Source organism: Campylobacter volucris (assembly GCF_008245045.1).
Taxonomy (GTDB): Bacteria; Campylobacterota; Campylobacteria; order Campylobacterales; family Campylobacteraceae; genus Campylobacter_D; species Campylobacter_D volucris.
Window position 1 is genome coordinate 377,243 of sequence record NZ_CP043428.1, and the last position, 22,651, is coordinate 399,893.

Sequence of the window (22,651 nt, forward strand, 5' to 3'; positions counted from 1 at the left end):
TTAAGCCTTTGCGATAAATACTGCCATATCAACTAAACGAGAAGAATAACCCCATTCATTATCATACCAAGCAACTACTTTAACAAAATCATCACAAATGACTTGAGTTAAATCACTCGCAACAATTGCTCCATATGAGCAAGTTATAAAATCGCTTGAAACTCTTTGATCATCATCAACAAGTAATAAGCCTTTTAAATTTGTGTTTGCGGCTGTTTTGAAAGCTTCATTGATTTGTTCTTTGGTAACTTTTGTTTTTAAAGTTGCGGTTAAATCTACAGTTGATACATCAGCTACTGGAACACGCATACTTTGGCCATGTAATCTTCCATCAAGTTCAGGCATGACAAGTTTCATAGCTTTAGCAGCTCCGGTAGAAGTTGGGATGATATTTTGCGCAGCAGCACGAGATCTTCTTTTATCTCTAGCTTTTGCATCGATAATACTTTGGCCATTGGTGTAAGCATGTATAGTGGTCATTAAACCTTTTTCTATACCAAAATTATCTTGTAAAACTCTACATATTGGTCCTAAACAATTTGTAGTACAACTTGCATTAGAAATAATTTTTTCACCTTTATAATGATGTGCATTTACTCCTAAAACATAAGTTGGAGTGTTGTCTTTTGCTGGAGCACTCATGATAACTTTTTCTATACCATGATCTAAAAACCCTTGACATTTTTCTAAGGTTAAATGTGCTCCTGTGCATTCTAAAACAATTTGTGCTCCATATTTTGCAAAATCTAAATCCGCTACATTTCTGCTTTTTAAAACTTTTATTTTTTTATTATCAATAATTAAATCATCTCCATCATTTTCAACACTACCTTCATATACTCCATGCACTGTGTCGTATTTAAAAAGATATTTAGTAAGTTCTATATCGGTAGTATCATTGATCGCTACAAGTTCTATATCATCGCGTTTCATGATAATCCTTGCAACACATCTTCCAATGCGTCCAAAACCATTTATTGCAACTTTTACAGCCATTTTCATTTCCTTTTTATGATTAAGTGCTAAAATTCTACTAAAAAAAGGTTAAAATTTTATATGAAAATCGCACTTTTTGGAGGTAGTTTTGATCCGCCTCATTTAGGACATAATGCTATCGTATTTAATGCTTTGGAATATTTAGATATTAATAAATTAGTCATTATGCCAACTTTTATTAGTCCTTTTAAGCAAAAATTTACCGCTAATGAGCAAATGCGTTTAAAATGGTGTGAGGCAGTTTGGGCAAATATACCAAAAGTAGAAATTTGTGATTTTGAAATTTTAAAACAAAGACCTGTGCCTAGTATAGAAAGTGTAGATTTTTTATATCAAAAATATGAAATTTCAAAATTTTATTTAATTTTAGGTGCTGATCATTTAAAAAATTTACACCAATGGCATGAATTTGAAAGATTGCAAAATTTGGTAGAATTCGTCATAGCAAAAAGAGATAATATATTTATCCCTAAAGAATTTAAAACCTTAGATACTAAAGTAGATATTTCTTCATCTTTTATAAGGCAAACTTTGCAAACAACTCAAGTTTGTGAGCAAATCAAAGAAGAGGTTAAGCTTTGTTATTCTAAATTTAAAAACACTTAGAAAAAGGAAGAAAATGCAAGAAAGAATTGATAATATAGTTCAAATTTTAGATGATAAAAAAGCAGATTTAATAGAAACTTTTGATATGCAAGATAAAGATTATTTTGTTAAATTTGTAGTGATTGCTACTACTATGGGAGAAAGACATGCGCTTTCTTTGATTGATGATTTAAAAACCAATCTTAAAAGTAAGGGTGAGGAATTTTTAAATATAGAAAGTAGTGAAGAATGGACTGTGCTTGATTTAGGTGATATTTTAATTCATTTGATGAGTGAAACTTATAGAGCAAAATATAATATAGAAGAATTTTTAAAAAGTTTAAACAAGGAAAGTCAGAATTAGGAAAAAGATTTGGATAATTTAATTGCTGAATTATCAGATTTAGCCAAAGAATATTTTGAAAATTCAGAGTTTGAAAAATGTGAAGAGATTTTAAATGAGCTTATAGCTTTTTGCAATGGCAAAATCATGCTTGTTCAAGATGGTCAAATGATTTTTATAGATGATGAAAATAAACATCATTTGCTTTTAGAAGCTTATCATAATAGAGCACTTTGCAGGTTTAATTGTTTGAAATTTCAAGAAGCGCTTAAAGATGCAGCTATAGCTGTAGAGTTTGATCCTGGTAATGTGTTTTTGTTTAATCTTTTGGGTTTGTGTAATTTTAAGTTAAATTTGTTACAAGAAGCGCTTTTAGCTTTTAATAAAACTATAGTATTAGATAATGCCTATCATTTAGCATATTTTAACAGAGCTAGAGTTTATGTGCTTTTAAATGATTATAAAAAAGCTTTAAGAGATTTGCAAGCTTGTATTGATTTGGCTCCAGAATATTATGGTGCTTATTATATCAAAGCCATTGCTTTACTTAGTATTGATCCAAAACAAGCTTTGCTTGATTTTAAAAAAACGCAAGAATTGGGTTTTGAGTGTGCAGAATTGTTTTATTATCAAGGTATTGCTTATGAAAATTTAAATGAGCATCAAGAGGCGATAAATTGTTTTACCAAAGCTATTGAAAATGATAAAAATTACGCTGATGCTTACTATAAAAGAGCAAACAATAAACGCAAAATTAATGATTTAAAGATGGCTTTGCAAGATTGCTTAAAATCAATTGAATTAGATAATAAAAATGCAACAGCATATTTGATTTTAGGGCATATTTATAAAGATTTAAAAAAGATAGAATTATCAATAAAAGCTTTAAAAAAATCAATTGAACTAGATGAGAAGTTAGAATATCCATATTATGTTTTGGCTAATATTTTGTATGATTTAAAAGAATATAACCAAGCTTTAAAGTATTATGATAAAGCAATTGAGCTTTATGAATAATATACTCAAGCTTACATTAATAGAGGCAATACTAAACTCAATCTTGAAAGAACAGAAGATGCGATTTTAGATTTTGATTTAGCAGCAAAGTATTATGAAAAAAGAGTTAAAGAACATAGCTTTTCTCTATCAGAATTAGAAGAACTTGAACACGCAATTCCTTATGGTTTTTATCATTTGGGCAATACTTTATATGAGACAAATAAATACGAAGAAGCTTTGATAAGTTATGAAAAAGCTTTAAAATTTCAAAAAGAATATCCTGATGTTTTTTACAATAGGGCTTATTTAAAATCTGATCTTGAAAAATATGATGAGGCTTTAAAAGATAGTGAGCTAGCTATAAAATACTACAAAAAACAAAATAATACTAAAAATTATGCTAGAGCTCTTTTTCAAAAAGCTTGGATTAAAAGTAAGCTTGAGAGATTTCAAGAAGCTATAAAATGAATATAATGAACTTATAAAATCATATAAAGATTATATTGATTTAAAAGATGTGTTATTTAAAAGAGCATATTGTGCAAAAGAGCTTGAATCTTATGAAGAATTAATAACTTATTGTGATGTGGCACATAAAGTATGTAAAAATAATTTTAAACTTTATCTTTGGCAAGGAATTGCTAAATATAATTTAAGCTTAGAAGAAGAGGCTATAAAATATCTTAATAAAGCTTTAAATTTAAATAAAGATGAAAATTGGACATATTATTATAAAGCAGAATGTTTAAGAAATTTGGGTAATTTTGACGATGCATTAAAATGCTACGAAGATTGTCTAAAAATATTTAGTGAAAATATCAAAGCTTTAATAGGAAAAATTCAATGCTTAGAGCAGCTAAAAGAATATAAACAAGCATTAGAATGTACCAAAGAGCTATTAAGTTTTGATAGAGAAAATGAATTTGCATTAAAATATCAAAGTATTTTAATGCAAAAACTAAAACAATAAAATAAAAAATGGTAGCAAATTTGGAATTAAATTAGAGTTTGTTGATATATTCTTCAATCTCTTCTTTGATTACATCTTTTCTTTCTTTTAAAGCTTCTTTTTTGCTTTTATATTCTGCTTTGCTCATGTAATCTTTTTGTTTTTTTAATTCTTTTAATTCTTGTTCGATTTTTTCTATTTCTTGCTCTTTTAGTTTTTTAGCTTCTAGTTTTTTATCGTAAAAATAAGGATCTTTGGCACAATCTGCTTGTATTTCTTTAAGCACTAATTCTAATTTAGAAGCTTTGCTGTGGTGATTGTATTTTTTTGCATAAGTTATTTCTTTTTGAATTTGCTCTATTTTTCTTTCACATTGTGTAGAAAATGCAAGAGTGCAAAGAGTAAGTAAAAATAAAATTTGTTTCATTTTAATCCTTTTATTTAGTATTTTTAATAAAAATGTGAGCTTTAAAATATATAAGCTTTCCTTCTTTATCTATGGTAAATTCCAAAGGAAGAAAAGTTATAATTAAGTCATTATCAAGTTTATATGTTAATGGCAAGTTTATATTATAAGCTTTTAAAGTTTGATTAAAATTTGAAATTTGTAAAATTGTTTTATCTTGCTCATAAAAATATAAAGTATTATCTTTAAAGTCCATGCTATATTTGTCATTTTTATTTTTATTGGAAAAATTAAACAATACTTCATCATAAGCTTCATTTAGTTTGATATGATCTATAGTAAAATTTTTTTGCATAAAAAAATCAGGTTCTGAAATTAATTTTTTTGTTTGATTGAGATCGTGTTTTGTTAAGAAATCTTCAAGATTGTCATAAGAGCTATTATGATCTAAATCTAGCTCATTTAATGTGTTATGGATGTCTTTAATTTGATAGTAGTATTCCATGCTAGTTTCATAATTAAGATGTGATTTATTTTGAGATATGATATTTTCTAATTTTTGTAGTTGGTATTGTTGAGAATATATGCTGATTTTTGTAGCAAAAATTCCTAAAAATAAAGATATTATCATTAGTATATAAAAAGATAATCTAAGTGCTTTATTTTGATGAAAAGTACTTAAATAGCTTGCGATTAAAAGCCACAAATTAGCACCCAAAACAGCTAAACGCGTAGGAGTAAAACCATACTCAATAATTCTAACAATCACAGCATAAAATACAAAAGTAGTTAAACACAATAATGTTATAAAAAAAGCATTAAGGATGATTTTTTTAATTTTATAAAAAGATAAATTAATCCAAAGTGCGCACAATAAAACATTACCAAACCAAAGACATAAATGAACAATACTAAGTTTTTCTACAAAATTTAAAAATACTCCAAAGGCATAACATAAAAGTAAAATAATATACAAAACACTAAAAACATTGAGCATAAATATAAAAATTTTTTTAAAATTATATGATTTAAAATCTCCAAGTAGAAAAAGAGAAAAACACCCAGCACTAAAAATCCAAAAATTTAAAACATAAGGAATATCATAAGATAAATTGAATAAAAAAGAAAAAGATATAAAAAATATACCTATGAATATCCCAAAAATTACCCAAAATCCTATGCTAAAAAAAAGTGCAGCTAAAAAATGTTCAAAAGTGTTAAAATCTTGAAATTTTCTTGCGCATATAAAAGCCATAAGAGCTATAATTAAAGAGATGTAAAAATTAAACAAGGTAATGTTGTTTGATAAAGAATGGTTTTCTTTAAAGATGAAATAAATAAAGATATAAAAAATTGTAGTTAAAAGTATTATCCATAAATTATTTAAATTTTTATATGCTTGTTTTAAATTTAAACTTGTTTTTGTAAATGTCTCACAAGCAATAATAAAAAGCGTTAATAACAAAAAATCAATTATATTAAAACTAAAACCTGCTAAAAACCAAAAATATAAATAAAATATAGCACCAAGTGGATGATTTAATAAAGCTATATAAGTAGAATTTATAAAATTTTTAAACATCAATAATAGACCTTATGTTTTTAAGTAAAAGTAAAGTAAAACCTTCAAAAGAAGGTAAATTTAAATCTTTCATTTTTCTTTGTTGTTTCCCCCACATGCATTCAGGAAAAAAAGCATCTTCTTTAAATCTTGCCATGACATGAAAATGTACTCTTGGCACATAGTTTGCAAAAGAAGCAATGTTGATTTTTTCAGGATTGTAATACTCTTTTAGACTCTTTTCGCTAATCAATATAAAATCAAAAAGCATTTTTTGTATAAAAATTGGACAATCACTTAATTCTTTGTAAGATTCTTTAGTAAAAATTTTAATCCAAGGAATTTGAGAATTTTCCTTTTCTATATATAAAAAATCATTTTCATAAATCATATTAATTCTTCAAAAAAGACTAGGATAATCCTAGTCTTTTGATTATTTTTTTGGACCTATCATTTTGGTAGGATCTACAAATTTAGCAAAATCTTCTTGACTAACTAAACCAAGTTCCATAGCGCTTTCTTTTAAAGATATTCCTTTTTTGTGCGCATTTTTAGCTACTTTTGCCGCATTTTCATAACCAATATGTGGATTTAATGCAGTAACTAGCATTAAAGAATTATGCAAGTTAAAATCAATTTTTTCTTTATTTGGTTCTATGCCTACTGCACAATGGATATTAAATGAATGCATAGCATCAGCTAGTAAATCAAGACTTTGTAAAAAATTATAAATAATTACAGGCTTAAAAACATTAAGCTCAAAATTTCCCTGACTTGCTGCAAATCCTATCGTAGCATCATTTCCCATTACTTGCACAGCTACCATGGTGATAGCTTCACATTGAGTAGGATTTACTTTACCTGGCATGATAGAGCTTCCTGGTTCATTTTCTGGTATGTTAATTTCTCCTAAGCCACATCTTGGTCCTGAAGCAAGCCATCTAATATCATTTGCTATTTTCATTAAATTTGCAGCCAAACCTTTCATAGCACCATGAGTAAAATTAATCGCATCATGGCTTGTTAGAGCATGAAATTTATTTGGACTTGACACAAATTTAGTGCCTATTAGTCTGCTTAGTTCTTCGCTTACTTTTTCACTAAGTTCTGGATGAGCGTTCAATCCTGTGCCAACTGCTGTTCCACCAATTGCTAATTCTCTTAATGTTGGTAAAGAAGCAATGATTTGCTCTTTTGAATGAGTAAGCATAGATAAATATCCGCTAAATTCTTGTGCTAAAGTTAGCGGAGTAGCATCTTGAAGATGTGTGCGTCCTATTTTTATAATACCTTCAAAATCTTTTACTTTTTTTTCAAAAGTAGCTATAAGTTCATCTAAGGCTGGTATTAATTTTTTTTCTACTTGTTCTACTGAAACTATACTCATGGCAGTTGGAAAAGTATCGTTTGAGCTTTGAGACATATTTACATGATCATTTGGATGAACGAGTTTTTCTTTTCTAAAGTCTCCACCCATAATTTCAGTAGCACGATTTGCAATCACTTCGTTCATGTTCATATTGCTTTGTGTGCCTGAGCCTGTTTGCCATATAGCTAGAGGAAAATTATCATCAAATTTGCCTGCTACTATTTCATCGCAAGCTTGCACTATGGCATTTTTTTTAGCATCATCTAATTTTCCAAGTTTATTATTTACAATAGCTAAAGATTTTTTCAAATTTGCAAAAGCATAGATTAAAACTTTTGGCATTTTTTCTATACCAATCTTAAAATTTTCAAAACTTCTTTGAGTTTGAGCACCCCAATATTTTTCATCAGGAACTTTAATTTCTCCCATAGTATCATGTTCGATTCTATATTCCATGGACTTTCCTTTTAAATTAAAATTGTAATTATATTTAAACGCAAATAAACCTAAAATTAGCTTTAATTTAAAAAATATTTTTTAAAAATTTATTTAATTGTAGTTTTTTGACAAAACTACACATTGTATTTATTCTACGGTTACACTTTTTGCTAAATTTCTTGGCATATCTACATCATTGCCTAATCTTATGGAAACTTCTAAGGCTAAAAGCTGTAAGATTACCATCATTTCAAAAAATTCACACATATAATGTTCTTGATTAGAAGTTTTGATAAAATCATCGCTTAAATCAAAATCAATAGGCGATATAGCAAGCAAAGTAGAATCTCTTGCTGCAAGTTCTTCGACATTAGATTTAGTTTTTTCATAAAGACAATTTTTTGGCATTAGTGCAACGGTGAAAAGTTCGCTATCAGCTAAAGCTATAGGCCCATGTTTCATTTCACCTGCTGGATAGCCTTCGGCGTGTAGATATGAAATTTCTTTGAGTTTTAAAGCTCCTTCTAAAGCCAAAGGATAAAACACATCTCTTCCTATAAAGAAAAATCCATGCCCATGTAAGTATCTTTTTGAAATTCTATGTACTTTTTCATGTAAATTTTGACTCACTTTAACGATATTTGGCAAAGTTCTTAAGGCTTGAATTTCTTTACTCATATCAAAATTTGCTTTTTGTGCAAGATAGATTGCAAACATCCATAAAGTTGCAACTTGTGTTGCAAAAGCTTTTGTTGATGCCACACCCTTTTCAATACCTGCTCTAGTGAGTAAAGATATATCAGCAAGACGCACGATGTTAGAATTATCTACATTGCATATTGCTAAAGTTTTTACCCCTTGAGCTTTTGCTATTTTTAAAGCTTCAAGTGTATCAGCAGTTTCTCCACTTTGTGAAATTACCACAAAAAGAGTATTTTTTCCTATAATAGCTTCTCTATATCTAAATTCACTTGCTACTTCTACTTTGGTTTTAACTTTAGCAAGTCTTTCAAGCAAATATGCTCCACTTAGTGCTGCATGATAGCTTGTTCCGCAAGCACAAAAAGTGATTTCTTCAATATCTTTTAAAATTTCTTCATTGATATCTTCAAAAACGATTTCTTCTCCTTGCAAACGCCCCATTAAAACTTCACCTAAGACCCTGCTTTGCTCATAAATTTCTTTTTCCATGAAAAATCTATAGCCATCTTTTTGTGCAAAGCTTTTATCTTGACTTAAAACTACAAAGTTAGGTTGAATGCAAGCTTGATCATGACAAAGTTTGCATTCTTTTAAATTTACATAACCATAATCACCATCTTCAAGATAAGCTACTTTATCTACCAAAGAAATTAATGGCGCATCACTTGAGGCAAAATAATATTCGTTTTCATCGCCATTTTTGCCTATGATTAAAGGCACAGCATTTTTTGCAAAATAAATAGTATTTGGATCCTTTTTGCTAATAAGTAAAATTGCATAAGCACCTTTTAATTCGCTAATTGTTTTTTTAAAAGCTTCAAAAGGCTCATGATTGCGTGCATGATATTCAAACAAATGAACTATAACCTCAGTATCAGTTTGACTTAAAAAACTAATACCTTTTTGGCTAAGTTGGTTTTTTAATTTTTGATAATTTTCGATAATTCCATTATGTATCACACAAGAATACTCTCCTAAATGTGGATGAGCATTTATTTCTGTTGGTTTTCCATGTGTTGCCCAGCGTGTGTGTCCTATAGCCAAACCAAAGCCTTCGCTATCAAATTGTTTGGTTTTATTAGCTAAATTTTCTAACTTTCCTACTGCTTTGAAAAAATCAAGCTCTCCATCTTTCATTACAGCTATACCAGCACTATCATAACCTCTATATTCTAATTCTTTTAAACCATCAAGAATGATTTTTTTCTTTTCTTTGTTGCCTATGTATCCTACAATTCCACACATTTTTTACTCGCTTATTAGTGATTTTAAAATTTTTTCCTTATAATCATGCAAATTTTCATTTTTATGCAAGATTAAAACATTTCTGGTTCTTTCCTTTATAGTCTGGATTTTAGCTGCACTTAAAACTATGTCATAATTTGCCAAAACACTCATAACATAAGCCATTAAACCTTTTTGGTCTTTTGTGTTTAAGGTTATCTTGGCATAGTTTTTAGAATAATCCATGTCTAATTTTAATTCATCTTTTTTAATGTTTGGTTTTTTTAATTTTTTTTGTATTTTTATATGCAATTTTGAATTTAACAAATTTTCTAAACTTTGTTTTTGTTCATCACTAACAATGTCAGAATATTCAAATTTTAAATACACCTTATCATCAAACAATTCAAAATAACTCATAAAAATTAAATTTAAAGAGCTTAAAGAATTGAGTATATTTTCTATGTTATTTTTTTTATTCATAATGATTTCTAGGGTGAAATTATCTTTATTATCAAGCCAAAATGCAAAAATTTGTTCTTGGGCGATTTGAGTAATTTTGATGATTTTTTCAAAACTATTTTTGATAAAAAACAAATTTGATTTTATGTGAGCGATATTTGTTTGTGTTTGTTTGTCAAGATCTATAAAGGCTTTACTTCTTTTTAAAGTTTGTTCTTTTTTGACTCTTCTTTGCCCCTCATCAATTAAATTTTCATCTTCAAAGCCCTCAAGAGCATTTTGATATAATTTTTCTAAGCTTTTATAATAAAAATTATTTTCTATTTTTAAAGCTTTAGCATTGCATAAAGATAAAATTTGAAGTATTTTTAAAGTATTTATATCACAAAGTTTTGCTATGAAATTTAATACTATAGTTTGATTATAAATATCTTCTTTTTCTATGATATCTTTAAAAGCATTAAAATTTTTAAATAATCTTAACCCAAGTTCTAAAATTTTATCTTCTATATTAAATTTACTAACATAGGCTCTATAAATATTAGCCAAAGATATTTCATTTTCTTCTTTAATGGCGCTTAAAAGTATGGTTAATTTAAGAGTTAATAAAATATTTTCATTAAATTCTGTTTCTTGTTCTTCAAAGTAATACAAGCAAAGTAAAGCTCTATCAAGAGCACTATAAATGCCTTCTTCTTCGAGTAAAAACCTGCTTTGAGTTAAAGGTTTGCAAAAATCTTTTAAAACATTTGCATCTAAAAGAAGTTTTAAAATGCTATAAGAATGTTTTCGTTTTAAAATTGCTTCAAAAAGCTCCAAATTTAATTCTTTATTTTTGGCTCGTTTTATGGCAAAAATAAGTTTTATATCAAAATGATAATTTTTATCTTCTAATTTCAAAAGATTTTGTAAGATATGGTTTAAGTCTTTTTCTTGGTTATTATAAGCAAAATAATCATTTTGTAAAAAGTTAGAATTTAAAATATTAAAGTGTTTTTCTTGCACACATCTTGATAAAAAATGCGTATAAATTCCACAAGTGTGCATACTTTGTAATGCTTTTTGTGTGAGTATAGAACTAAGATCTAAATTTTTCTTTTCTTTTTTATGCATTAAATTTGCAAGTTCTTGGGTATTATGTATAAAAAAAGTATTGGTATTTTTACCTTCTAAAAGATTCATAGCACATTTAAGTGAAAACAAAAAATCACTCGCAAGCTTAAATTCACTCATTTCTTTTTCATTAATAAAATTTAACATATAATTTTTTGGACTATCTTTGTATAAGATATTTAAATTTTCAATATCTAATTGCTCATCAAGTCCACCAAAGTTTTTATTGATATCAAATTCTTGTTGGAGAAGTATTTTTTCAAAAGAATTAAATTTTTGGATAATTTTTAAAGCAAATTCATCTTTTAATTCAGTTTGTACTTGAGTAATTTTTTCTTTGATTTGCTTAAATAAAAATTTCGATCCGCAGATAAATCTGTATTGTAAAATATTTTGTTTTAGCTCATTTTTTGCTATATTATAAAGCCCATTAAGCTCACAAATTTGATAGTTTATATTTAAATTAATATCGTTTAAAATTCCTATAAAACTTTTCATTAAAGGCTTGACATTATACGCTTTGATATCTTTATATATTAAGAGTAAGTCTACATTTTCTTTGATGCTTAAATTATTTTTTGCATATTGTTTGATAGCTAAAATACAAAGTGGAATTTTTTCATCGTTTGGGAAAAAATCATCAAAATAATCATTTAAAACTAATTCATAAGAATCTTCTATAAAATGATCTATTTCTTTAGAATGATAAAAGCTAAAAGAACCTTGCTTTAAAAAAAGCCTTGAGCAGTAAGCTTCATAATCTTTTAAAGAATTTTTTAATTTTTGAATTTTTTCTATATTAAGGCTCACAATTTATCCTTAAATTATATTTTTTAAATCATATCAAAAATATTTTGTATTAAATTTTAAGTAAGTTGAAAATATAATTATGTTTTTAATTTCTAAAAATGGTTAGATAATGCAAACAATTATTCAAAAATTAGATAACGAAGAAAGATTAAATGAAGAAGAAGCTAATCAACTTTGGGATTTAGATCTTTTTACTTTAGGTAAATACGCTCAAAAAATTCGCACAAGATTACATGGAAAAAAAGTTTATTTTAATATCAATCGTCATATAAACCCTACTAATATTTGCGCAGACACTTGTAAATTCTGTGCTTTTTCAGCTCATAGAAAAAATCCAAATCCTTATACCATGACTCATGAAGAGATTATGAAAATCGTAGATGAAACAGTTCAAAGAGATACTAAAGAAATTCACATTGTTTCAGCACATAATAAAAACACTTCATGGCAGTGGTATTTAGAAATTTTTAGGATGATAAAGCAAAAATATCCATTTTTACATATTAAAGCCTTAACTGCTGCTGAGGTTGATTTTTTAAGCAGGGCTTTTGATATGAGCTATGAAGAAGTTATAGATAAAATGCTTGAATATGGTGTTGATTCTATGCCAGGTGGTGGTGCTGAAATTTTTGATGAAGAAATTAGAAAAAAGATTTGTCATGGCAAGGTTAGTAGTCAAAATTGGTTAAAAATTCACAAACTTTGGCATGAAAAGGGAAGATTAAGCAATGCTACTATGCTTTTTGGACATATAGAAAATAGAACCCATCGTATCAATCACATGATAAGACTTAGAGAACTTCAAGATCAAACCAAAGGTTTTAATGCTTTTATTCCACTTGTTTGGCAGCAAGATAATAGCTTTATAACAGGTAAAAAACCTTTAGGTTCAGTAGAAATTTTAAAAACACTTGCCATCGCAAGAATAGTTTTAGACAATATTAAAAACATCAAAGCTTATTGGGCAACTATGGGGATAAATTTAGCCATGGTAGCGCAAGATTTTGGTGCTAATGATTTAGATGGCACTATAGAAAAAGAAAGCATACAAAGTGCAGGAGGTGCAAAAAGTTCTAATGGATTGAATTTAAAAACTTTTATAGAAATGATACAAAGTTCAGGTTATGTTGCCATAGAGCGAGATAGCTTATATAATGAATTAAAAAATTATTAAGGATATATAAAATGGATTTTTTTAAACTTAAAGAGCATAAAAGTGATGTAAGAACTGAAATTTATGCTGGTATTGTTACATTTTTGTCGATGATTTATATCATTCCTGTAAATGCTAATATAGTAAGCAATTCTGGTATGCCATTGGAAGCTTTAATTATTGCAACTGCTTTGGTAACTATCATTGCAACTGCTTTTAGTGCTTTATTTTCAAATACTCCTATTGCTATGAGTGTAGGTATGGGACTAAATACTTATTTTACTTTTGGGGTTTGTAATACTTATCAAATTCCTTGGCAAACAGCATTAGGAGCTGTATTTATTTCAGGAGCTATTTTTACTTTACTTTCTTTTACAAATTTTAGAGTTTGGGTTGTAAAAAGCATTCCTGAAGATTTAAGAAGAGCAATTTCTGCAGGTGTTGGTACTTTTATCGCTTTTATAGGTTTATCTCAAATGGGAATTATAGTCAAAAGTGAAGCAACTTTGGTAACATTAGGAGATCTTTCTAGCACCAAGGTTTTATTTGGCTTATTTGGCTTATTTTTAGTTTTTACTTTTTGGGCTTGGAAGATTAAATCAGCTTTTATTTTAGCTGTAATCATTAGTGCTTTATGTGCATGGATTTTTAATATAGATGGAGCTTCTTTTCCACAAGAATTTATTTCTTTACCCGTGATTAATGGAGAAAATGGTTTAAGTGCTATTTTTGGTCAGCTTGATATTAAGGGTGCATTAGAATTAACAATGATTCCTATTATATTAACTTTTTTTGTAACCCAACTTTTTGATGGTATAGGGACTATAACAGGTGCTGGTGCTAGAGGTAAAATTTTTGATAGCAAAGATGGTGAAAAAAAATTAGGAAGAACTCTAGGAGCGGATGCAGCTGGTTCGGTAATGGGATCGGTTGTTGGTACTTCTACTGTAACTGCATTTGTGGAAAGTTCAACAGGTGTAGAAACTGGTGGCAGAACAGGACTTACTGCCTTAGTAACAGCGATATGTTTTATTTTTACTTTATTTTTGCTTCCAGTATTTAAAGCAATCCCTGCAAATTCTATTTATCCGATTTTAGTTTTAGTAGGTGTTTTGATGTTTATGGAAGTTACTAATATAAATTTCAAAGATAAATCTATCGCCGTGAGTGTTTTTTTCATAGTTACTATGATGCCTTTAACTTATTCTATAACAAATGGTATAGCCTTTGGATTTATAGCTTATATCTTAATGTGCATTATGCAAAAAGAATTTTCAAAAATCACTTTTGGCGTGGTTGTTTTAGGTTTTATTTCTTTATTAGTATTTTTATTACAAGGACATTAGAATGTATTATTACTCTTATGAAGAATTTCAACAAGAAATCATCCCTTTTACGCGTAAAATTAAAGAAGAATTTAATCCAGAAGTTTTACTAGCTATTGCAAGAGGTGGTATGACTTTAGGACACTTTTTAGCTGAAGGTTTAGAAAATAGAAATTTATTTTCTTTAAATTCTATCCATTATGAAGATACGCAAAAACTAGATACTTTTAAAATTTTTAATATCCCTGATCTTAGTGCATATAAAAAAGTTCTTTTAGTAGATGATATAATCGATAGCGGCGAAACAATGATGGAAATTAAAAAAATTTTAATGCAAAAATATCCTCACTTAGAGCTTCAAGTTGCTAGTGTATTTTATAAAAGCTCTGCTTTGCTAATTCCAGAATTTTATATCAAAGAAGCAAAAGAATGGATAGAATTTTTTTGGAGTATCAAAATTTAGTCTTTTAAAAGTAATATTGTAGTAATATTTGCATATTACTTTTGAAAGGATATTTCATGAAAATAACAAGAAGAAAGTTTCTAAAATCTCTTGCGGCAACTTCAGCGTTTGCTTCTGTAAATCCTTTAGTAGCTGCAACTCAAACTGCATTTTATGACACCAAAAAGATTCCTCATGCAACGCATTTTGGAGCTTTTTGGGGTGAAGTAAATTCAGAAGGTAAGCTTATAAAAGTGATACCACAACAATCTGATAAACATCCTTCTATTATCACTGATGCTATTATAGATAGGACTTATTCAGACACTAGGATTAAATACCCTTGTGTTAGGAAAAGTTTTTTAGAAGGCAAAAAAAGACCACATTTAAGAGGTAAAGAGCCTTTTGTAAGAGTAAGTTGGGAAAAAGCTTTAGAACTTGTATTAGAAAAACTAAAAGAAACTCCAATTGAAAATTTATTCAATGCTAGTTATGGTGCTTGGGGGCATGTTGGATTGCTTCATAATTGCAATTCAGTTGCAGGAAGATTTTTTAATACAGCCTTGGGTGGTCACATAGGAACAGATGGTGAGTATAGTAATGGTGCTGCTGGTAGGGTTAATGCAACTGTAATGGGGGATTTAGAAGTTTATTCTTTACAAACTGCACATGAAGTAATTTTGAAAAATACCCAAGTATATGTTTTATGGGGTGCTGATCTTTATAAATGCAACCAAATTGATTTTAAAGTAGCTAATCGTGGAAATGACGAATATTATAAAAAATACAGCAAATCAAATATCAAATTTATCACTATTGACCCACAATACACAACAACAGCTGAGATTTTAAATGCTGATTGGATAAAAATTCGTCCAAATACTGATGTGGCTTTAATGCTTGGTATGATGAATTATCTTTATAAAAGCAATAAATATGATAAAAAATTTATAGAAAAATACACCGATGGCTTTGATAAATTTTTACCTTATTTATTAGGTAAAAGTGATGGTATTGATAAAACACCTGCTTGGGCGGCAAATATAACAGGAGTTGATGAAAAAGTTATCACAGCTTTAGCAGATACTTTTGTAAATAATAGAACATTTTTAGCGGGAAATTGGGCTATGCAAAGAGCTCATCATGGAGAACAGGCTGATTGGACTTTAATGGTTTTAGCTTCTATGATAGGACAAATTGGCTTACCTGGTGGAGGCTTTGGTTTTTCCATGCATTATTCAGGTGGAGGACAAGCTTTTTCAGGAGTTAGACTTCCAGTAGGCTTGCCACAAGGAAAAAACAATCTAGATAGTAATATTCCAGCAAGTAGAATTTCTGAAGCTATTTTAAATCCAGGTAAGAAAATAAAATTTAAAGGTAAAGAAATAACTTTTCCTAAAATAAAACTCATGTATGTAGTTGGTGCATCAGTTTTAGGACATCATCCAAATACAAATGAGCTCATAAAAGCTTTAAGAACTCTTGATACTCTTATAGTTCATGAGCCATGGTGGACTCCTATGGCAAAAATGGCTGATATAGTTTTACCATCAACTACTACTTTAGAAAGAGATGATATAAGTTTTGGTGGATCTTATTCTCAAGATTATGTCTATGCTATGAAAAAAGTAATTGAGCCTTATTTTGAAAGTAGAAATGATTATGATATCTTTGAAGAATTGGCAAAGAAAATAGGTGAAAGAGAACATAAAAAATTTACAGGTGGAAAAACGAAACAGCAATGGCTTGAAGGATTTTATGGAAGAAGTGATTGCCCTTATTATATGGAATTTGCAGATTTTTGGAAACAAGGCTTTGTGCATTTTGAAATTCCAAAAGAAGCATATAGCTATGTTAGACACTCTGCATTTAGAGCAGATCCAGTAGCAAATAAACTTGCCACTGAAAGTGGAAAAATTCAAATTTATTCTCCTAAATTTGAAAACTATAAATTAGAAGACTTTAAAGGACACCCAACTTGGTTTGAACCAGCTGAGTGGTTGGGTAATAAAGAATTAACAAAAAAATATCCATTCCATTTATTAAGTCCTCATCCAAGATATAGAGTGCATTCTCAACTTGATAATACTTGGGTAAGAGATTTGTATAAAATTCAAGGAAGGGAACCTGTGGTTATCAACACTCATGATGCGCAAAAACTAGGTATAAAACATGGTGATGTGGTAGAAGTGTATAATGATAGAGGTTCATTGTTAGCTGGTGCTTTTGTAACAGATAAAATTATGCAAGGAGTTGTTAGTATTCAAGAGGGTGCTTGGTATGATCCAGAAGATGTATCTGATAGTAAGCCAAGATGTAACGCAGGTCATGTAAATGTTTTAACAAGTTCAAGACCAACTTCTACTATGGCACAAGCAACGAGCGTTAATACTTGCCTTGTAGGTATTAAAAAATTAAAAGAAGTTATTAAACCTTATAACTCAACTACACCGCCAGAAATTATAGGAGCTTAATATGAAAAAAATTATATTTAGTTTATTATTTTTAATAAATGCATTATTTGCTAAAGATATGTTTATTTTTAATGAAAAAGTAGATCTTTTAGATGCTTCTAAAAAAGTTATAGGACAAATTTATGAAGGTTCTAAAGTGGAACTTTTAAAAGATGAAGGAGAATATTCATTGATAAAAGTTAAAGGTGAAGTTGTGGAGTCAAATCCAAAATCTTTAGCTTATACAAAAGATGGCATTTATCTTTTACTGACTTTAAATTCTCAAAATGCAAAAAATGAAATGGAATTTTTAGTTAAAAGTAAAGATTTAACTGATAAAGAAATAGATGCTTGGGATGAAATAGAACTTGTATATTATGATACTTGCACAAGTTGTCATGCAGCTCATAAACCAAAAGAACATTTAATGGAAGAATGGGATGCTTATCTTTCAGCTATGCAAGGATTTGCTAAAATAACAGATGCTGAAAAAGCTAGAATTTTAAGATTTTTACAATCTCATGCAAGCAATGGTCCTGTAAAACTTGACTAAATATGAAAAAATATTTAGCAGCTCTTTTATTGCTTGATTTTTGTGCTTTGCTATATGGCATAAGCACTTTATCTATTAGTTATAATGAGGCTAAAATTTTTTTCTATGATCATAGCTTGATTGCTATGATCGCAAGATTTGGAACTACTCTTTTAGGGCAGAATGATTATGGTTTGAGAATTATTTTTGTTTTGCTTCATTCTTTAAGTTGTATTTTGCTTTACATCTTAGCTTTAAAATATACTAAAACTTCTTTTGACGCTCTTATGTCAGTAGTTCTTTTTATTCTTTTACCAGGTAGTGTTGCAAGTGCTCTTTTGATAAATGAATCATCTATTGTGATATTTTTTACTCTTTTGATATTGGTCTTATTTGAGTATAAAAAAACTATATTTTTTTATATTTGTTTGGTTTTTTCTTTATATATAGATGGAAATTTTGCTATTTTGTATCTTGCATTTTTCTTTTTTGGAATTTACACGCGTGATAAAATTCTCATTGGTATAGCTTTGCTTTTGTTTGCTATTGCAATGAGTATTTATGGTTTTGATACAAGTGGTAAGCCTCAAGGATATGTTTTAGATACTTTAGGTATTTTTGCTGCTTGTTTTTCGCCTTTAGTTTTTTTGTATTTTTTTTATGTTATACACAAAATGCTTTTTCAAAAAGACAAACCTTTATTATGGTTTGTTATAGCCACAACTTTCATATTTTGTTTGATTTTTTCATTAAGACAAAGACTATTTTTAGAAGATTTTTTGCCATTTTGTGTAGTTTGCACTCCACTTTTACTGCGTTATTTAATGTCTTCTTATCGTGCAAGACTTCCACAATTACGCTTAAAACATAATATTTTTATAGAATGTTCTTTGATATTTTTGATACTTTTTTATTTAGGTATAATCTTTAATCATTCTTTTTATTATGTTTTAAAAAACCCACAAAAACATTTTGCTTATGATTATCATATAGCTAAAGAATTAGCAAACAAATTAAAACAAAAAAATATTTTTCAAGTGCATACAAAAAAAGAGCTCGCATTAAAACTTAAATTTTATGGTATTAAAGAAGGTAAAAAAGAATTATCTTTAACAAATAAACCTAGTGATATTACTATCAAACTAGCAAAACATTCTTTATATTTTGATTTAAAATGATTAAAGCTTTTACTCTTATAGAGCTTTCTTTGGTATGTATCATACTTTCTTTGATTTTTTCTATGGGATATTTTCATGTAAAGCCAGATTATTTGCGTTTGGGTGCAGAGCAAATTTTAAATGATATCAAATACACTAGACACTTAGCTTTAATGCAAAATGATTTTAGAGCTAAAGAATTTAACATCGCTAAAAAATCATGGTTTCAAGCTAAATGGCAACTATATTTTATCAAATCAAAAACAGCTACTAATAATGAACAAACCTATACTATATTTTTAGACAAAAATGGTGATGGTAATGCAAATATCGGAAAAAACATCATCAATAAAGACAGAGAAATAGCCATAGATTTGTTAAATCCTAACATTTTAATGAATTCAGGACAAAGTGGGGTTATCATCCAAGGTGATGCAAAGACTAATCCTAGATATAACATAGAAAAAACATATGGAATTTCAAAAGTTTTATTTGAAGGCTCATGTAAAGGCAGCACTCGTTTGGTATTTGATGGTTATGGGCGTTTGTATTCTCCTTTAAAAAATGCTTTAAGGCCTTATGATAAATTACTTGATTTTAAAAATGATTGTATTATAAGATTATCCACCAAGCAAAATCAACACCTTTGTATTATCATAAATTCTCAAACTTCTTATGCATATATACCTGAATTTAAAAAAGATTTTAAGCAGTATTTAACCTTAAACAATAAAATAACAACTTGTGATAAATTATAATTTTTATTGTTTCTAAGTATTAACTTTAAAAGAGCATAATTACACTCGTAAAAGCAAACATTCATAGATAACTCCTTAGTTTTTAAAGATCTAGCAAAATGTTAGATCTTTAAAGATCTTTTAGTAATTTTTTATTTATTTTTTCTCATTTATCACAAATTTTATTTACTTTAAGAATTTTCATATAAAACTATGGTATAATTTCGCTACATTTTTAATTTTAATAAGGAGAATTCTCATGAAACTAGTTAAACTTAGTTTAGTAGCAGCTTTAGCTGCAGGTGCTTTTTCAGCAGCTAATGCTGTTTCACTTGAAGAAGCTATAAAAGATGTTGATGTATCAGGTATGTTCAGATATAGATTTGAATCTGATAGATATACTATGGGTGATCAAGTTGATAATGGTTACAATAGCTCTAAAAGCAATGCTCATAAATTTAAATCTCAATTAAATTTCAAAGCAGCTTTAGATGATAATTTCAAAGCTTTCGTTCAATTCCAATACAATTCAAAAGATTTAGGTTGGGGTAGTATTGTTGCTGATAAAAATGAAGGTACAGACACTCATTCTACATTTGGTGTTCAACAAGCTTATTTAGAATATACTAACGAAGCTTATGCTACAAGTGTTATGTTAGGTAAAATGGAAGTAAATTCTATTTGGACTGACGATTTAGTAGGAACAGGCGCTAAAGTTATTAACAATTCTATAGATGGTTTAACTTTTGCAGGTTTCTGGTTTGATGCTTTCAACTGGAATGATGATGGTGATACAGGTGTAGATAATTTCACAAGAAATGGTGCTTCTATTAAATTAGCTAAATCTTCATTATACGGTGCAGCTGTTTTAGGTGATTTTGATCCATTTGCTTTCCAATTATGGGCAGCTTACTCAGCAAATAATGCTTTCTTGTATGCAGTAGATGCTAGCTATAAATTTGCTTTTGGTGATAATATGAACTTCAAAATCGAAGGTCAATATTTAGGCAATAGCTTAGACAGTGATTTTGAAAAATTCTATAGTAATGGTGTAACAGATGGCAATTTCTATGCAGCTAAACTTTCAGCTGATATCTCAGCTTTTGATCTACAAGCTGGTGTAGTTGGTTATGGTGATAAAGACAAATTTAGTGTAGTTACTTTAGAAGATACAGGTAGAGTAATAGCTCCAGGTAAGCAAATTTTCTATTCTGAGGGTAGTAGATTAACAGGTGATGTAGGTGAAAACTTCTTCTATTTTGCTGGAGTAGGTTATACTTTTGCTGAGAAACTAAGATTAGGTTTTGACTATGTAGGTGGTAAATCAAAAGCTGCTTCTTCTATTGGTGGAGATATAGATAAAAATGAATATCTTGGAAGCGTATCTTATGCTTATAGTCCAAAACTTACATTTAGCGGATTCTATTCTTATTTAACTGAAGATTATGGTCCAACAGATGGTGATGATCAATTCATCAGACTTGAAGCTCTTTACAAATTCTAATTTTAAAAGCTAAGCCTTTTTTTGGCTTAGCTTACTATTTCTAAAATTATCTCTTCTTTTAATCCTTGTATTTTTATCTCTTTTATTTTTAATTTTTCAGGTAAATTGGTTAAAATTTCTTTTTTATTTTTGACTGAATTTTGTGCTAAAAAATTTAAAATTATTCCTCTATACGCTTTAGCATAATGACTCAATACCTTATTATCTTTTAAAAAAGTAAAACTTATATAATTTTGTTTTAAAGTATAAAATTTTTCATAAAATTTCGCTCTTAGATCTATAATGATTTCATCTTTTAAAAGTTCATCTAAATTTTTTGAAAAATTATCCTTATAAAATTTTTCTATATTAAAATTTTCTATCTTTTTACCTTGTTTGAATTTATAATAAGGTAAAAAATCACCAGCACCAACTGGACCAAATAAATTAGAAAATATAATCACATTATTATCAATATACTTTTTAGCATTATTATTTAACTTATTATAATTTAAAAATTCATAGGCTACTCCATTATATCTTTGTATAGCTTTTGTGGTTTTTCTTTTAAAAACATCATTACTTAAAATATCTATCTCATCATCATTTTTTATCCCAAAAAAATCTTTTAAATCTTCATGGTTTAAAGCATTGATATAATCTTGATATTTCTTTATAGCTTCTATCCTTTTTTTATATAAATTTTTAAATATAAATGATTTTTCATTAATTTCATCACTATCATTTATAGTAGTTTTACTTTCACTAGGAGAAAATAATATTTTCATAATTTATTCCTTAATTTTGATTTTGTAAATTATATAAAATTATATAAAATATCTTGACAATGTTTTAAATTTAGAATATAATTCAACTTTATTTTTTGCTGGTTTAGCTCAGTTGGTAGAGCAGCTGCCTTGTAAGCAGCAGGTCGGGGGTTCAAGTCCCTTAACCAGCTCCATTGTTGATAGCAGTGTTTGACCAGAGATGAAAAGCATTTTTATTATGGTGAGTTACTCAAGTGGCCAACGAGGGCAGACTGTAAATCTGCTGGCTTTCGCCTTCCGTGGTTCGAATCCACGACTCACCACCATTGCTTTGCGGGAGTAGCTCAGTTGGCTAGAGCATCAGCCTTCCAAGCTGAGGGTCGCGGGTTCGAGTCCCGTTTCCCGCTCCAACCTTAATTTTGGTAGAGTGAAACTGGGAGCTGTTTTTATTTATTTCTAGCAGTTTCAAATTTCCAAAATTTTTTAATTTATGTTTTTAATTTTTCTGAGCGCTCGTATGGCTCAGAGGTAGAGCACTCCCTTGGTAAGGGAGAGGTCGCGGGTTCAAGTCCCGCTATGAGCTCCATTAATTTCAAAAGATTATAAAACATAAATTGGTATTTGTCTGAAAAATTTTATATGGAG

At 28.4% G+C, this 22,651-nt stretch carries 21 protein-coding genes and 4 tRNA genes; 17 read left to right on the plus strand and 8 right to left on the minus strand.

Going from position 1 to position 22,651, the window contains the following annotated elements; all coding sequences use genetic code 11:
* Positions 1 to 996, minus strand: coding sequence for a type I glyceraldehyde-3-phosphate dehydrogenase (gap, locus tag CVOLT_RS02055; protein ID WP_039665227.1), 996 nt, complete (start codon positions 994 to 996; stop codon positions 1 to 3).
* Between the two features lie 60 nt (positions 997 to 1,056).
* Between gap and nadD the strand changes: the two genes are divergently transcribed.
* The 5 genes from nadD (at position 1,057) to CVOLT_RS02080 (ending at position 3,893) form a co-directional block, all read left to right on the plus strand.
* On the plus strand, positions 1,057 to 1,602 hold the full coding sequence (nadD, locus tag CVOLT_RS02060; RefSeq protein ID WP_039665228.1) for a nicotinate (nicotinamide) nucleotide adenylyltransferase: 546 nt from the start codon (positions 1,057 to 1,059) through the stop codon (positions 1,600 to 1,602).
* Between the two features lie 13 nt (positions 1,603 to 1,615).
* On the plus strand, positions 1,616 to 1,945 hold the full coding sequence (gene rsfS / locus CVOLT_RS02065) for a ribosome silencing factor (protein WP_039665229.1): 330 nt from the start codon (positions 1,616 to 1,618) through the stop codon (positions 1,943 to 1,945).
* Between the two features lie 9 nt (positions 1,946 to 1,954).
* Positions 1,955 to 2,941, plus strand: coding sequence for a tetratricopeptide repeat protein (locus CVOLT_RS02070; protein WP_132038049.1), 987 nt, complete (start codon positions 1,955 to 1,957; stop codon positions 2,939 to 2,941).
* Positions 2,942 to 3,097: 156 nt separating this feature from the next.
* Positions 3,098 to 3,391 (plus strand): tetratricopeptide repeat protein, encoded by a 294-nt coding sequence (locus tag CVOLT_RS07905; RefSeq protein ID WP_261797981.1) that lies wholly within the window; start codon positions 3,098 to 3,100, stop codon positions 3,389 to 3,391.
* A 49-nt stretch (positions 3,392 to 3,440) separates the two neighbouring features.
* Positions 3,441 to 3,893, plus strand: a complete 453-nt coding sequence (locus CVOLT_RS02080) for a tetratricopeptide repeat protein (RefSeq protein ID WP_039665231.1) — start codon at positions 3,441 to 3,443, stop codon at positions 3,891 to 3,893.
* 31 nt (positions 3,894 to 3,924) lie between these two features.
* On the opposite strand, the gene CVOLT_RS02085 is transcribed toward CVOLT_RS02080, so the two are convergent.
* The 6 genes from CVOLT_RS02085 to CVOLT_RS02110 all read right to left on the minus strand — a co-directional run bounded on the left by CVOLT_RS02085 (position 3,925) and on the right by CVOLT_RS02110 (position 11,957).
* The gene (locus CVOLT_RS02085; protein ID WP_039665232.1) at positions 3,925 to 4,299 is read right to left on the minus strand and encodes a DUF1090 domain-containing lipoprotein; all 375 of its coding nucleotides are present in this window, start codon (positions 4,297 to 4,299) and stop codon (positions 3,925 to 3,927) included.
* A 10-nt stretch (positions 4,300 to 4,309) separates the two neighbouring features.
* Positions 4,310 to 5,860, minus strand: coding sequence for a DUF4153 domain-containing protein (locus CVOLT_RS02090; RefSeq protein ID WP_039665233.1), 1,551 nt, complete (start codon positions 5,858 to 5,860; stop codon positions 4,310 to 4,312).
* On the minus strand, positions 5,853 to 6,230 hold the full coding sequence (locus tag CVOLT_RS02095) for an HIT domain-containing protein (protein ID WP_039665234.1): 378 nt from the start codon (positions 6,228 to 6,230) through the stop codon (positions 5,853 to 5,855). The genes CVOLT_RS02090 and CVOLT_RS02095 overlap by 8 nt, the downstream gene beginning before the upstream one ends.
* A gap of 42 nt (positions 6,231 to 6,272) precedes the next feature.
* Positions 6,273 to 7,664, minus strand: coding sequence for a class II fumarate hydratase (gene fumC / locus CVOLT_RS02100; protein ID WP_039665235.1), 1,392 nt, complete (start codon positions 7,662 to 7,664; stop codon positions 6,273 to 6,275).
* 129 nt (positions 7,665 to 7,793) lie between these two features.
* Positions 7,794 to 9,593 (minus strand): glutamine--fructose-6-phosphate transaminase (isomerizing), encoded by a 1,800-nt coding sequence (gene glmS / locus CVOLT_RS02105; protein WP_039665236.1) that lies wholly within the window; start codon positions 9,591 to 9,593, stop codon positions 7,794 to 7,796.
* 3 nt (positions 9,594 to 9,596) lie between these two features.
* Positions 9,597 to 11,957: a nucleotidyltransferase gene (locus CVOLT_RS02110; protein ID WP_039665237.1), complete on the minus strand. Its 2,361-nt coding sequence runs from the start codon at positions 11,955 to 11,957 to the stop codon at positions 9,597 to 9,599.
* Between the two features lie 109 nt (positions 11,958 to 12,066).
* Here CVOLT_RS02110 and mqnE point away from each other — a divergent pair, with 109 nt between their 5' ends.
* From mqnE to CVOLT_RS02150, 8 genes are all read left to right on the plus strand, one after another.
* Positions 12,067 to 13,131 carry an aminofutalosine synthase MqnE gene (mqnE, locus tag CVOLT_RS02115; protein WP_039665238.1) on the plus strand — a complete coding sequence of 355 codons (1,065 nt, stop codon included), beginning with the start codon at positions 12,067 to 12,069 and terminating at the stop codon, positions 13,129 to 13,131.
* A gap of 11 nt (positions 13,132 to 13,142) precedes the next feature.
* Positions 13,143 to 14,456, plus strand: a complete 1,314-nt coding sequence (locus tag CVOLT_RS02120) for an NCS2 family permease (protein WP_039665239.1) — start codon at positions 13,143 to 13,145, stop codon at positions 14,454 to 14,456.
* A 1-nt stretch (position 14,457) separates the two neighbouring features.
* A complete protein-coding gene (locus tag CVOLT_RS02125) occupies positions 14,458 to 14,898 on the plus strand; it encodes a phosphoribosyltransferase (RefSeq protein WP_039665240.1) in 441 nt (146 codons plus the stop codon).
* 56 nt (positions 14,899 to 14,954) lie between these two features.
* Positions 14,955 to 17,351: a molybdopterin-binding TMAO/DMSO reductase gene (locus CVOLT_RS02130; protein WP_039665241.1), complete on the plus strand. Its 2,397-nt coding sequence runs from the start codon at positions 14,955 to 14,957 to the stop codon at positions 17,349 to 17,351.
* A gap of 1 nt (position 17,352) precedes the next feature.
* Complete coding sequence (locus tag CVOLT_RS02135; RefSeq protein ID WP_039665242.1) at positions 17,353 to 17,883, plus strand: monoheme c-type cytochrome; 531 nt, start codon at positions 17,353 to 17,355, stop codon at positions 17,881 to 17,883.
* A gap of 2 nt (positions 17,884 to 17,885) precedes the next feature.
* Positions 17,886 to 19,040, plus strand: a complete 1,155-nt coding sequence (locus tag CVOLT_RS02140; RefSeq protein WP_039665243.1) for a glycosyltransferase family protein — start codon at positions 17,886 to 17,888, stop codon at positions 19,038 to 19,040.
* Positions 19,037 to 19,777, plus strand: coding sequence for a pilus assembly FimT family protein (locus CVOLT_RS02145; RefSeq protein WP_039665244.1), 741 nt, complete (start codon positions 19,037 to 19,039; stop codon positions 19,775 to 19,777). The genes CVOLT_RS02140 and CVOLT_RS02145 overlap by 4 nt, the downstream gene beginning before the upstream one ends.
* A gap of 238 nt (positions 19,778 to 20,015) precedes the next feature.
* Positions 20,016 to 21,260, plus strand: a complete 1,245-nt coding sequence (locus tag CVOLT_RS02150) for a major outer membrane protein (RefSeq protein WP_039665245.1) — start codon at positions 20,016 to 20,018, stop codon at positions 21,258 to 21,260.
* 26 nt (positions 21,261 to 21,286) lie between these two features.
* Here the strand turns inward: CVOLT_RS02150 and CVOLT_RS02155 are convergent, their stop codons facing one another.
* Entirely contained in the window at positions 21,287 to 22,027 is a 741-nt protein-coding gene (locus CVOLT_RS02155; RefSeq protein ID WP_039665246.1) for a YaaA family protein, read from the minus strand.
* Positions 22,028 to 22,124: 97 nt separating this feature from the next.
* Here CVOLT_RS02155 and CVOLT_RS02160 point away from each other — a divergent pair.
* The 4 genes from CVOLT_RS02160 to CVOLT_RS02175 all read left to right on the plus strand — a co-directional run bounded on the left by CVOLT_RS02160 (position 22,125) and on the right by CVOLT_RS02175 (position 22,592).
* Positions 22,125 to 22,200 (plus strand) — tRNA-Thr (locus tag CVOLT_RS02160).
* 46 nt (positions 22,201 to 22,246) lie between these two features.
* Positions 22,247 to 22,332: transfer RNA gene (locus CVOLT_RS02165), tRNA-Tyr, on the plus strand.
* 7 nt (positions 22,333 to 22,339) lie between these two features.
* Positions 22,340 to 22,416, plus strand: a tRNA-Gly gene (locus CVOLT_RS02170).
* A 101-nt stretch (positions 22,417 to 22,517) separates the two neighbouring features.
* A tRNA-Thr gene (locus CVOLT_RS02175) sits at positions 22,518 to 22,592 on the plus strand.
* Positions 22,593 to 22,651: the final 59 nt, after the last annotated feature.